Below are 11763 nucleotides of genomic sequence, written 5' to 3' on the forward strand. Positions count from 1 at the left end.
AGGATGTCCGAGAACACCTCCGCGCGTTCCGACGTGACAAACCTCGAGCGCGAGGGCGAGATCGCTGCCGACTTCCTCGAGAAGCTGCTCGACATCGCCGACCTCGACGGTGACATCGACGTCGAGGTCGACGGTGACCGCGCGTCCGTCTCCATCGTCGACTCCGAGGAGGGGCAGGTGCCCCGCTCGCTCGTCGGTTCGAACGGCAAGACCCTCGATGCGCTGCAGGAACTCATGCGCCTCGCCGTCCAGGCCGAGACGGGTGAGCGCAGCCGCGCGATGCTCGACATCGCCGGCCACCGCGCCGAGCGACGCTCGACGCTGGAGACCAAGGGCGCCGAGGCCGTCGCGCGCGTCAAGGAATCGGGCGAGAAGGTCGAGATGGAGCCGATGAGCGCGTTCGAGCGCAAGGTCGTCCACGACGTCGTGCTGGCCGCCGGTCTCACCTCCGAGTCCGAGGGCACCGAGCCGAACCGCTACGTCGTCGTTCTTCCGAACTGACGTTTCACGTGGAACGACCGGACGTGAACACCCCGGAGGAGACACCGACGATCGGTCAAGCGGCTCCACCGCCGCCCACTCCGGATGCCGCACGAGAGTTCCTCGGTGCGCGTGTCGACGTCATGGAGCGCTACGTCGCGCACCTGTGTGACACAGGGGTGACGCACGGCCTCGTCGGGCCACGTGAGGTTCCGCGCATGTGGGAACGGCACGTGCTCAACTGCGCCGTCGTCCATCCCGGTATTGCGGACGAGAGCGCCGTGGCCGATATCGGCGCCGGCGCCGGACTGCCCGGCTTGGTGCTCGCCATCGCACGGCCGGACCTGCGCTTGACGCTCGTCGAGCCGTTGCTGCGCCGCACCGTCTGGCTCGAGCGCGTCATCGACGACCTCGAACTCGACAACGTCGAGGTGGTGCGGGCTCGGGCTGACGAGTTGTGGGGCAAGCGTTCGTTCGACGTCGTCACCTCCCGTGCCGTGGCCCGGATAGGCGAACTCGCCCGATGGTCGTTGCCCCTCGTTCAGCGGGGTGGCGAGATGCTCGTGCTCAAGGGTTCGAGCGCGGCTCTCGAACGGGACGAGGACGCCTCGATCCTGCGCAAGCTCAAGGTCGTCGAGGCGGACGTCGAGACGTGGGGCGCCGGAATTGTCGACCCGGAGACCGTCACCCTGCGCCTGAGTGTCGAGGGCCTGGCACCGCAGCTCACCCGGAAGCAGGCCGGAACCGGCCCGTCAACGGCGAAGAAGAAGGCGGCGCGCATACAGGGTCGTCGCGACTGAGCCCAGTTTTCTTGACGTTGTCCCCAGGTGTGCCGGCTAGCCGGAGCCTGGGGACAACTGCGTTCGGGGCCGTTCGCGAAGGTGACACAATGGGCGGGCTCGTCAACGCGACTTCAAGGAGAAACGGTGACAACGACCGCACCCGTGGGCTGGCCGGCGATCACGCCGGGCGCCGCTGAATCTGCCTCTTCACCGACACCGGTGGGATGGCAGGGGTTGCCGACGTCGGCCGTTGAGGAAGTCGTCGTCGAGACCGCTGTCGACATTGACGGCGCCCCTCGTGATTCACGTGAAACGAGGATGACGAACTCGGAAGGCGCAGAGTCAGTAGTGCTCGACCCGCAGACGCCGGTGCAGGCGGAGGCGCTCGAGCCGATCGCCGAGACCCCTGCTCCTGAGAACGATCCAGATGCCCGACGTGATGTTCCGGCGGCCGATGCTTCAGGCGTCGCTCCCTCCGAGGCGAAGGGCTACGACATCCTCCTCGGGAGCCACGATGTTTCCCGTGAAACATCGCAGGTGGATCAGCCCGCGGTGACACAGCAGGACGGCGCTTCGACACATAAGCTCGAGGAAGTCGCCGTCGAGGACGAGGCCGCGGTGGGTGACGCGGCAACGACCGTCACCGAGGTACCGGCGGCAGATCCGGCCGAGGCGAGCGAGCCCGCCTACGTGCCTCGGCATCACGCGTCGGGGGCCGACATTTCGGCCTCTTCGGAGGGTGCAACGGCACCGGCGTCGACCGAGTCGGCCACCGCGGCCGGCGCCCTCAGCGCACCTGCTTCCACTGACGACGATGCTGCGCAGATCCCGGCCGACACCGCCTTGGCCGCGCAGGCTCTGCCCTCCCGCAAGGCTCGCCGAGCCGGACGTCCGCGGGTGCCGAGTTTTGACCGCGTCACGGACGATGCCTGGCGTGAACAGGAACCCGACGAGGACGAGCCGGCGGTTCCCGCTTATGCCCCTCTCGGGTCGACCGTCACGCACGAGACGTCCGGCCAGGACATGACGACGAGCGAGGAACCCATGGAAACGCCGCTCGCGCAGAGCTCCGACGGGGAGCAGGAGGTCCGGGCCCGCGCGGCCCGCTCCGCCCTCACGAGTGTGGAACGACTTCCGCGTCCGGCCCACCCGCGGGTGCTGACTGTGGCCAACCAGAAGGGTGGCGTCGGCAAGACGACGACCACGGTCAACGTGGCCGCCGCCCTTGCCCAGGCCGGCCTCCAGGTCCTCGTCATCGACATCGACCCGCAGGGCAATGCGTCGACGGCACTGGGCATCGAGCACCACTCGGACGTGGCGAGTGTCTACGACGTCATCGTCGAGGGCACGCCCCTGGCCGACGTCGTCCAGGAGTGCCCGGAGATCCCGGGCCTGTGGTGCGCTCCTGCCACCATCGACCTGGCCGGCGCGGAGATCGAACTCGTCTCGCTCGTCGCCCGCGAGTCGCGCCTGCACCGAGCGATCAACGCGCAACTTGCGGCGGCGAGTGACGAAGACCGCTACGACTACGTCTTCATCGACTGCCCGCCGAGCCTCGGTCTGCTCACGGTCAACGCCTTCGTTGCGGCGGACGAGGTCTTCATCCCGATCCAGTGCGAGTACTACGCTCTCGAGGGGCTGAGCCAGCTCCTCAAGAACATCGAGATGATCAAGATGCACCTCAACCCGGGCCTCCACGTCTCGACGATCCTGCTCACGATGTACGACGGACGCACCAACCTGTCCGCGCAGGTGGCCGAAGAGGTGCGCACGCACTTCCCGGACCAGGTGCTCGGCGCCCTGGTGCCGCGTTCGGTGAGAATCTCGGAGGCACCGAGCCACGGCGAGACGGTCATGACGTACGACCCGTCGAGTACCGGCGCTCTCAGCTACCGCGACGCTGCGAGGGAGATCGCGCTGCGCGGCACAGAGGTTCCGGAACCCTCCGGACGTATCGGCCGATGACGCCCACACACCACCCCGCCGGCTCGACCGGCATGTTCGGATCACGAGCCGTGAGCGGTTCGATCGACTCAGTAGGAAGTGGACTGCGATGAACGACAAGCGACGCGGCCTCGGGCGAGGTCTCGGTGCCCTCATCCCCAACGCGACCGAGCCGACACGGGTGACGCGACCCACCGACGTCTTCTTCACCGACAGCAAGCGCGAGCAGGCTGCTCAGGAGGCCGCCGCGGCCCCCGCAGCCCGTGAGTCGCGCTTCAGCGAGGCCCTCACGCCCCGCCCTTCGTACAACCAGCCGCGCGAGACCGAGCCCCGCACGGCGCCGCGCTCGGCCACGCACCGGCGTGCTGACCTCGCGGCCGCGGCGGCCGCGGTGACGCAGCCCGCCGGCAAGGCTCCCACCGTTTCACGTGAAACGGAGATCGAGAAGCTCGAGAACGCCACGCCGAGCGAGACGCCGACCGAAAAGGAACAGCCGGAACTCGCTCCCGTGCCCGGCGCCGAGTTCGCCGAGATTGCACCTGCGCTCATTCGCCCGAACCCGAAGCAGCCGCGGTCGGTGTTCGACGAGGAACACATGGCCGAGCTGGTCCACTCGATCGGCGAGATCGGCGTTCTCCAGCCCATCGTCGTGCGTCCCGTGCCGGCGGAAGACCCCGAGCACGCGACGACACCGTACGAGCTCATCATGGGTGAGCGCCGTTGGCGCGCCTCGCAGGAAGCCGGCCTCGAGGCCGTACCGGCCATCGTCCGTTCGACCACGGACGAGGACCTGCTGCGCGACGCGCTGCTCGAGAACCTCCACCGCAGCCAGCTCAACCCGCTCGAAGAGGCCGCCGCGTACGCGCAGCTGCTCGAGGACTTCGGCTGTACGCACGACGAACTCGCCTCGAAGATCGGTCGCAGCCGCCCGCAGATCTCCAATACGATCCGTCTGCTCAAGCTGCCCCCGGTCGTCCAGCGTCGTGTCGCAGCAGGCGTGCTGTCGGCCGGCCACGCCCGGGCCCTGCTCGGCATGAGCGACCCGGCCGCCATGGAGCGTCTCGCCCAGCGCATCGTCGCCGAGGGCCTCTCGGTGCGTGCCACCGAGGAGATCGTCGCGATCGGTGAGGACAAGAAGCCCCGCCGCACCGCCACGCCGCGGGAGCCCAACCCGGAGCTCGACGACCTCGCGTCGAACCTGTCGGACAAGCTCGACACGCGCGTCGGCATCACGATGGGCAAGAACAAGGGCAAGCTCACCGTCGAGTTCGCCTCCGTCGACGACCTCAACCGCATCATGGACGCCCTCGGGATCGATCGTGACTGAGCGCAAGAACCCCACGCCGGACGGCGACCTGCCTGAGAACTCCGAAGCCAAGGGCGCTCAGGGGGAGCACCTGAACCCCGACGGCAGCAGTGCCCTCGACTCGACGCAGGACGGACGCTTCACCCGCGACGACGTCGCGAACTCCCCGTTCCAGCAGGGCACGGACCCGTTGAGCGACCGGGCGATCGATCGGCGCACCGGTCGTCCCTCGATCCAGCTCATCGTCTTCGCGATCCTGGCCGTCGTATTCGGGTACTTCTTCGTCAGCGACCTCATCAACGGCGAGTGGCTGAAAGCCGTCCTCGGCGCGGCAGTGCTGGGCATCTGTGCGGTCGCAATCACCCGTGAGCTGCGGGGTGGGCGTCCCCGCGACTGACCGAACCATGCCCGCTCGAGCGGGCGAGCGCACCGGCCCCACGTCCGACATCGGGCGTGGGGCCGCTGTGCACACCCGCACAGACACACGGAACATCTGACGAAACACCGGCGTCTTCAACCAGTTTCATTCCGGCATCGGCTCTCTGCGCACCGTAGGGTACGGGGCATGGAAGCAGCAGCCGACTTCATTGCGACGATCAACGACAAGTTCTGGTATCTCGTCATCGCCCTGCTCGTGGCTGCGGGCCTCTGGTATTCGGCGCGCACCCTGGTGGTCCAGGTGCGGCTGCTGCCGGAGATGTTCCGAGCCATCAAGGAGACGCCCTCCGGTGCCGGCGAGAACGACGGGATCTCGGCGTTCCGCGCCTTCACCATCTCCGCGGCGTCCCGCGTGGGTACGGGCAACATCGCCGGTGTCGCGGTAGCCATCGCCATCGGTGGCCCCGGCGCCGTGTTCTGGATGTGGATGCTCGCCATCCTCGGTGGTGCCACCGCGTTCATCGAGTCCACGTTGGCGCAGCTCTACAAGGTGCGCGGCAAGGACGGCTACGTCGGTGGTCCGGCGTACTACATCCGCGAAGGCTTGGGCCGCAAGGGCATGGCCGCAACGTTCGCCGTCGTCATCACCGTGACGTACGGCTTCGTCTTCAACGCCGTGCAGGCCAACTCGATCAGCGCCTCGGTGCAGGCCAACTTCGACGACGCCAAGGGCCTGGCCTGGATCATCGGGCTCATCGTCGCCGCGCTGACCGCAGCCGTCATCTTCGGCGGCGTGCGTCGCCTCTCTGCCGTCACGGAGATCATCGTGCCGGTCATGGCCGTCGCCTACGTCGGCGTGGCGCTCGTCGTCGTCGCGATGAACATCGGCGAGGTTCCGGCGATGATCGGCCACATCGTCGGTCACGCCCTCGGCTTCGAGCAGGTCACGGGTGCTGCGTTCGGTGCGGCCCTCATGCAGGGCATGCGTCGTGGTCTGTTCTCCAACGAGGCCGGTATGGGTTCGGTGCCGAACGCCGCCGCAACCGCAGAGGTATCGCACCCGGTCAAGCAGGGTCTCGTGCAGGCCTTGGGCGTCTACTTCGACACGATCATCGTGTGTTCGGCGACGGCGTTCATCATTCTGCTGACGCAGCCTAAGTACGGCGTGAGCGACCCGGAGGGCATCGGACTGACGCAGACCGCCCTCCAGTCGCAGGTCGGATCGTGGGCCGGGCCGTTCCTGTCGATCGTCATCTTCTTCCTCGCCTGGTCGTCGATCCTCGGCAACAGCTACTACGGCGAGGCGAACATCCGCTTCCTCACCGAGTCCAAGCCGGGCGAGGGCCTGCTCACGGCGTTCCGTGTCGGCGTCCTCGTGTGTGTAGTCGGCGGTGCTCTTGGTTCGGTGGCCCTCGTGTGGAACATAGCGGACCTCGCGATGGGCATCATGGCCACGATCAACCTGCTTGCCCTGCTCCCGCTCGGCGGGCTGTCCGTGGCGCTGCTCAAGGACTTCCTCACGCAGCGTGCCGCCGGCAAGGATCCCGTGTTCGAACGCTCGAGCCTCCCGCAGGCGAAGAACGTCCAGCTCTGGGACGCGCCCCCGGCGCGCAGCGCAACACCCGAGTGATCGGCGCCTGACCTCCGTCAGCGCTCGACACGAAAGACTGCGGCCCCGTCGATTCGACGGGGGCCGCAGTCTTTGCTGAAAGCGATGATCAGCCGATGAAGGGCTCAAGCTCGCGCAGGAGCTTCGGCTTCGGCATGGCGCCGACGATCGTCTTGACGACCTCGCCGTTCTGGTAAACGTTCATCGTCGGGATACCCGTGATGCCGTACTTGGCGGACGTCGCGGGGTTCTCGTCGGTGTTGAGCTTGAAGACCTCGATCTTGTCGCCGTTCGCGGCGGCGATCTCCTCGAGGATCGGCGCGATGGCGCGGCACGGGCCGCACCATTCGGCCCAGAAGTCGACGAGGACGGGCTTGTCGTTCTTGAGAACGTCAGCCTCGAACGTGGCGTCGGTGGTGGGCTTGGTGGTTGCCATGGGGCATTCCTTCCGGGACGTCGGTCAGTGCTGGTGAAGAGAAACGGTGGGGACGACGCGCGTCAGCGCGGCTCGTCCGTGCCCTGCGGCTCTGCGGTGAGGGACGCGTCGGGCTTGGGCTCGCCGGCGGCGTCGAGCGAGGCGAGGAAGCGCTCCGCGTCGAGGGCGGCCGAACAGCCGGAACCGGCGGCCGTGATGGCCTGGCGGTAGACGTGGTCGACGAGGTCGCCGCAGGCGAAGACGCCGTCGACGTTGGTGTGCGTCGTGCGGTCCTGGACGAGGACGTAGCCCTCGTCGTCGAGGTCGATCTGGCCGGTGACGAGTTCGTTGCGCGGCAGGTGGCCGATGGCGATGAACAGGCCCGTGGTCTCCTGCTCGCGCTCCTCGCCGGTGACGGTGTCGCGCAGCGTGACGCTCGAGACCTTGGCGTCGCCGTGGATCGCGACGACCTCGCTGTTCCACGCGAAACGGATCTTCGGGTCCTTCTCGGCGCGCTCGGCCATGATCTTGGAGGCGCGCAGCTCGTCGCGGCGGTGCACGAGGGTGACGCTGTTCGCGAAGCGCGTGAGGAACGTGGCCTCCTCGACGGCAGAGTCGCCGCCGCCGACGACCATGATGTCCTGGTTGCGGAAGAACGCGCCGTCACACGTGGCGCACCACGAGACGCCGTGACCCGACAGGCGCTTCTCGTCGGGCAGCCCCAGCTCGCGGTAGGCCGAGCCCATGGCCAGGATGACGGCGTTCGCCCTGTGAACGACGCCCTCACCGTCGGTGACCGTTTTGACATCGCCCGTGAGGTCGACGGCGGTGACGTCGTCACGCACGAGCTCGGCGCCGAATCGCTCGGCCTGGGCGCGCATGTTCTCCATGAGGTCCGGGCCCATGATGCCGTCGGAGAAACCGGGGAAGTTCTCGACCTCGGTGGTGTTCATGAGCGCGCCACCGGCCGTCACGGAGCCCTCGAACACGAGGGGCTCGAGGTTGGCACGCGCCGCGTAGACGGCAGCGGTGTACCCGGCGGGGCCGGAGCCGATGATGATGAGGTTGCGCACGGCCTGGTCGCTCACGAAAGCTTCCTTCGTCGGTTTGATGCGGTTCGCGTAGGTCAACGCACTCTATCCGCGCGTCATTCCCCGGCGCACACGCGCGCTCGGCATCAGGTGGAGATGGGCGTCGGCCCCGCCTTGAGGTCATCGGCCTTGCTGCACGTGCGCGAGACGACCCAGGCCGTCTTCTTGCCGTCCTTGACCGTGACGACGATGACGGCGGGCTGGCCGTCGTAGGAACCGAAGTCGGCGTACACCTTGTCCGGCGCCTGCGCGAGGCCGGCGTCGACGGCGTCGAGGCAGGACTGCACACCGGTGCCGGTGGCCAGCGGGCCGAGCGACTGGGCGTCGGCCTGCTTGGGCTCGATCGGGGTGCTCGTCGAGGTGGGCAGCGAAGCCGCCTGCGTGGCGAGCGAGTCCGACGTGTACTGCGTCTCGGTCTGGGTGACGCGCACCCGCGAGGCGTAGTTCTGCGTGCCGTCGTTCGCTCCGCTGCTCACCGACGACGACGGGCTCGGGCCGTCAGCGACCTGGGCGTCGTCGTTGCCGCCGAGCGACTTCGAGACGCCGACGGCACCGATGGCGACGGCGGCCGCAGCACCGAGCGCGAGCGCGGCCTTGCCGAAGCCACCCTTCTTGCGGGCACGGTGCGCGTCGAGCGAGGCGACGGAGTGATCACGCTCGGACTCGGCGCGTGCGGACGTCTCCGCTGCGGGACGGGCAGGCGCGGGACGCGACGGCGTCACGGACGCCGGGCGCGTGGAGTCGGGGTCGTACTCGGCACGCTGCGCGGATTCGGTGCGGCGCGGACGGGCCGGCAGCGGCACGACGGTGGAGCTGCCGGACGAGGCCCGCTTGCTCTCGTCGAATCCGGAGGCGCGGTCGCCGAACTCAGCCTTGAACGCCTCACGCATACGCGCCTCGACATCGCGGGGCATGGCGAGTTCGGGCCCGTCCTCGGCTGCGCTGCGGCGCAGCAGAGCCGAGATCTCGTCCTGGACGTGTTCGGGTGCGAGGTCGGCGGGCTGCTCGTCCTTCGAGCGGCCGCTGTTGGCCGCCTCCCACTCGTCACGGAAGTTCCGGGTCATCTCGGGCCTCCTTTCTGCTGGGCATACGTTCGCTTCATGGTCTCCGACGCGAGGGACGTCGCTTCGGTTCCATCACGGTTCGAGAATTTTTCGGAACGTTGCGTGAGGAGCCGGCGAGGCGCGTTCAGGTGACCCCGAGGAGCTCGGCCAAAGCGGTGCGCCCACGGGCGCAGCGGGACTTGACGGTGCCTTCGGCGATGCCGAGTTGTTGGGCGACCTCGGCGACGGACAGGCCCTCCATCTCGAGCAACACGAGGCAGACGCGCTGGCCCTCGGGGAGCTTGTCGAGGGCCTCGCGCACGTCGAGGCGGACGTCGGTCTGTGCGTGTTCGTCGCGTTTGTCGGCGATGTCGTACTCCGGCCACTCCTGCGTGGGCTTGAGCCGGCGCAGTCGATCGAGGGAGGAATTGACGATGATGCGGTGCAGCCACGTGGAGAACTGGGCGTCGCCGCGGAAGGAGTCGATGCGTCGGAACGCAGCGATGAAGCCTTCCTGGACCGCGTCTGCGGCGAGCTCCTGGTCGCGGGTCGTGCGCAACGCCACGGCCCACATCTTGTCCTTGTAGCGTTCGAACAGCACTCCGAAAGCGTCGGCGTTGCCCTCGCGATACGCGTCGACGAGAGCGACGTCGCTCAACTCGCGAAGTTCGTAGCCGTTCACTTCTCTACCGAGACCTCGGAGACGGCCGACTGGTAGTAGGACGTGCCGGGCGCGAGGCTCTGCGTCGTGATGAAGATCGTCACGTAGCTTCCCTTCGCAGTGGACGAGATCGTCTGCTGGCTCGTCGCATTCGAGACCGAACCCACCTTCTTGCCCGCGGTGCCGGGCGCGTCACCGACGTAGACGTTGGCGGTGAGCGGCTGGCCCTCACCCGGCGTGATCTTGATGCTCTTCACGTCGGTCGAGGTGCCGAGATTGAGTGCGAGGCCACCGTAACCCGGGTAACCGCCCCAGGGGCGGTTGCGATACAGAAGGCTCTTCCATGCTGTGCTGGCGTCACCGTCGACAGCCTGCGCCATGGAGCTGGAGTCGTTGACGCGCATGCCGCGCTGATTGACGACGGAGGCGCTCTGGACCTTCACGGGAGTGCCGGCCCGACTGGCCGAGCCCGAGGGCGACGCGCCGGACGACGCAGCGCCCGAGGACGCGGAGCCGGAGTTGGACGCGGCAGGGGTGTCGGCATTACCACCGATGCCGCGGATGCCGAGGACAGCGAGCACGAGGGCACCGATGACGAAGAGCGCGACGATACCGAGCGCGAGCTTGCTGCTGCCCGCGTCGGGGTCGTCGGTGCCGCCGTGGAAACCGGGGACCGGCGGCTCGAGCTCCTCGAACGAGGGGTCGTACGTCGTGCGGTGGTAGGCCGCGTCCTCGTCATCGAGGGAGAACTGGGTGGTCTCGTCGGCGTCGAACTGGACCGGGCGGCCGATCATCGTCGCGTCCGCCGGATCCTGCTCATTCGCCGCACGGGGCGCGGGCTTGCGCGGCAGGGCTGCGCGCGGGCCCTCCGCCCGGGCGCCCGGATCGGTGTCGTCGTCGGCGTTGCTGAGTCGTCGAGCACCCTTGGCGGCGCCCGCGGTGCCTGCGGCGGCCAGGGCGGCCGCGCCGACGGCACCGACGCCGCGTCGGCCCTCACCCTCGATGCGGTCGGCGGCACGACGCACGGTGAAGTTCTGGTCCTTCTCGTCCTCGTCGCCCGCGGCGTCGTCCGAGCGTCGTCCCTTGCCGGGTGCCGTGATCATCTGTGCCGACCAGGGGGCGAGCTGACGGGCGACCTCGCCTGGCGTGCGCGGTGTCTCGTCGTAGTTGAGCGACTGGCGGCACATCGTGTCGAGGTCGCTCGGGATGCCGTCGACGACCTCGGACGGGGTGGCGATCTGCCCGTCGGCGCGACGCTCGGCCACGGTGAGGCCCTTGAGGCCGGTGATCTCCTCGGCCTTGCCCGGCCACTCGCCCGTGAGCGCGGTGTAGAGCAGCTTGACGCACGCCGCCGCGTCACGCTTGGTGGCCTCGGCGGAGGAGATGTCGTCACGGCCGGCGAGGGCGCCTCCGACGGCCACCTGTGTGACGGCGATGGAACCGTCTGCGAGGCGCAGCACGTGGCGGGGGGAGAGCGTGAGGTGGTGCAGGCCCCGCTGACGCGCGGCCTCGAGGGCGCTCGCAGTCTCACCGACGATGCGGCGAGCCTCCTCCGGGTGCATGGCTTCGAAGCGGACGAGATCCGCGAGGCTGTGCGCGCCCGTGTGGGCCTCCTCGACGACGAAGGAGTGGTCGTCGTCGCTCCCTGCGTCGAGCACGCGCACGAGGCGGTCGTCCTCGACGCCGGCGGCGCGGCGGGCGCTGTCGAGCGCAGCCGCGGCATGGGAGGACTTGGAGCCGAATACCGTGATGGCGACCTCGCGGCCCAGCTTCTCGTCACGGGCGAGCCAGCGGGCGAGCCCGGGCGCGTCCGAGATCTCGGACGTCAGTTCGTACCGGTTTCCCAGCACTGTGCCCTTGGTGATGCCCTGCACTCGAACTCCTCGTCGTCGACGCCATCGATGTCGCTGCCGTCCGGGTACGACGCTGGACGTCGGGTGAGCGCGGGCGACAGCAGGCTCGGCTCATCCTAAGCAAGGGGCCTGACAACCGGCCGGTATCGCGGGGGGGGGGGGGGGGCGCCCCCCCCGCCCCCCCCCCGGGGGGTATAAAAA

Annotated in this window: 11 protein-coding genes; 6 read left to right on the plus strand and 5 right to left on the minus strand. The window is 68.6% G+C overall.

Annotated features, from left to right (window positions below):
- Positions 1 to 3: 3 nt before the first annotated feature.
- The 6 genes from K9D12_RS13100 (at position 4) to K9D12_RS13125 (ending at position 6520) form a co-directional block, all read left to right on the plus strand.
- Positions 4 to 501 (plus strand): R3H domain-containing nucleic acid-binding protein, encoded by a 498-nt coding sequence (locus tag K9D12_RS13100; protein ID WP_047310862.1) that lies wholly within the window; start codon positions 4 to 6, stop codon positions 499 to 501.
- Between the two features lie 23 nt (positions 502 to 524).
- On the plus strand, positions 525 to 1280 hold the full coding sequence (gene rsmG / locus K9D12_RS13105; protein ID WP_370633521.1) for a 16S rRNA (guanine(527)-N(7))-methyltransferase RsmG: 756 nt from the start codon (positions 525 to 527) through the stop codon (positions 1278 to 1280).
- Positions 1281 to 1982: 702 nt separating this feature from the next.
- On the plus strand, positions 1983 to 3227 hold the full coding sequence (locus K9D12_RS13110; RefSeq protein WP_370633522.1) for a ParA family protein: 1245 nt from the start codon (positions 1983 to 1985) through the stop codon (positions 3225 to 3227).
- A gap of 88 nt (positions 3228 to 3315) precedes the next feature.
- Positions 3316 to 4533, plus strand: a complete 1218-nt coding sequence (locus K9D12_RS13115) for a ParB/RepB/Spo0J family partition protein (protein ID WP_129666548.1) — start codon at positions 3316 to 3318, stop codon at positions 4531 to 4533.
- Positions 4526 to 4909 (plus strand): sulfite exporter TauE/SafE family protein, encoded by a 384-nt coding sequence (locus K9D12_RS13120; protein ID WP_129666550.1) that lies wholly within the window; start codon positions 4526 to 4528, stop codon positions 4907 to 4909. Before K9D12_RS13115 ends, K9D12_RS13120 begins: the two co-directional genes overlap by 8 nt.
- 168 nt (positions 4910 to 5077) lie before the next feature.
- On the plus strand, positions 5078 to 6520 hold the full coding sequence (locus K9D12_RS13125; protein ID WP_129666552.1) for a sodium:alanine symporter family protein: 1443 nt from the start codon (positions 5078 to 5080) through the stop codon (positions 6518 to 6520).
- An 88-nt stretch (positions 6521 to 6608) separates the two neighbouring features.
- Here K9D12_RS13125 and trxA read toward each other — a convergent pair whose 3' ends face one another.
- The 5 genes from trxA to K9D12_RS13150 all read right to left on the minus strand — a co-directional run bounded on the left by trxA (position 6609) and on the right by K9D12_RS13150 (position 11583).
- Positions 6609 to 6935 (minus strand): thioredoxin, encoded by a 327-nt coding sequence (gene trxA, locus K9D12_RS13130; RefSeq protein WP_047310866.1) that lies wholly within the window; start codon positions 6933 to 6935, stop codon positions 6609 to 6611.
- 62 nt (positions 6936 to 6997) lie between these two features.
- A complete protein-coding gene (gene trxB / locus K9D12_RS13135) occupies positions 6998 to 8002 on the minus strand; it encodes a thioredoxin-disulfide reductase (RefSeq protein ID WP_047311223.1) in 1005 nt (334 codons plus the stop codon).
- A gap of 89 nt (positions 8003 to 8091) precedes the next feature.
- The gene (locus tag K9D12_RS13140) at positions 8092 to 9069 is read right to left on the minus strand and encodes a hypothetical protein (protein ID WP_129666554.1); all 978 of its coding nucleotides are present in this window, start codon (positions 9067 to 9069) and stop codon (positions 8092 to 8094) included.
- Positions 9070 to 9193: 124 nt separating this feature from the next.
- Positions 9194 to 9730 (minus strand): RNA polymerase sigma factor SigM, encoded by a 537-nt coding sequence (sigM, locus tag K9D12_RS13145; RefSeq protein WP_118913946.1) that lies wholly within the window; start codon positions 9728 to 9730, stop codon positions 9194 to 9196.
- Positions 9727 to 11583 carry a protein kinase family protein gene (locus tag K9D12_RS13150; RefSeq protein WP_129666556.1) on the minus strand — a complete coding sequence of 619 codons (1857 nt, stop codon included), beginning with the start codon at positions 11581 to 11583 and terminating at the stop codon, positions 9727 to 9729. Before K9D12_RS13150 ends, sigM begins: the two co-directional genes overlap by 4 nt.
- Between the last annotated feature and the right edge of the window lie 180 nt (positions 11584 to 11763).

It is taken from the genome of Dermacoccus sp. Tok2021 (assembly GCF_019895135.1).
GTDB classification, from domain to species: Bacteria; Actinomycetota; Actinomycetes; order Actinomycetales; family Dermatophilaceae; genus Dermacoccus; species Dermacoccus abyssi.

Excerpts from the sequence above, each read along its gene's own strand:
- K9D12_RS13125 (WP_129666552.1), top strand. The coding sequence starts at position 5,078 with ATGGAAGCAGCAGCCGACTTCATTGCGACGATCAACGACAAGTTCTGG.
- trxA (WP_047310866.1), bottom strand. The coding sequence starts at position 6,935 with ATGGCAACCACCAAGCCCACCACCGACGCCACGTTCGAGGCTGACGTT.
- K9D12_RS13115 (WP_129666548.1), top strand. The coding sequence starts at position 3,316 with ATGAACGACAAGCGACGCGGCCTCGGGCGAGGTCTCGGTGCCCTCATC.
- K9D12_RS13140 (WP_129666554.1), bottom strand. The coding sequence starts at position 9,069 with ATGACCCGGAACTTCCGTGACGAGTGGGAGGCGGCCAACAGCGGCCGC.
- K9D12_RS13100 (WP_047310862.1), top strand. The coding sequence starts at position 4 with ATGTCCGAGAACACCTCCGCGCGTTCCGACGTGACAAACCTCGAGCGC.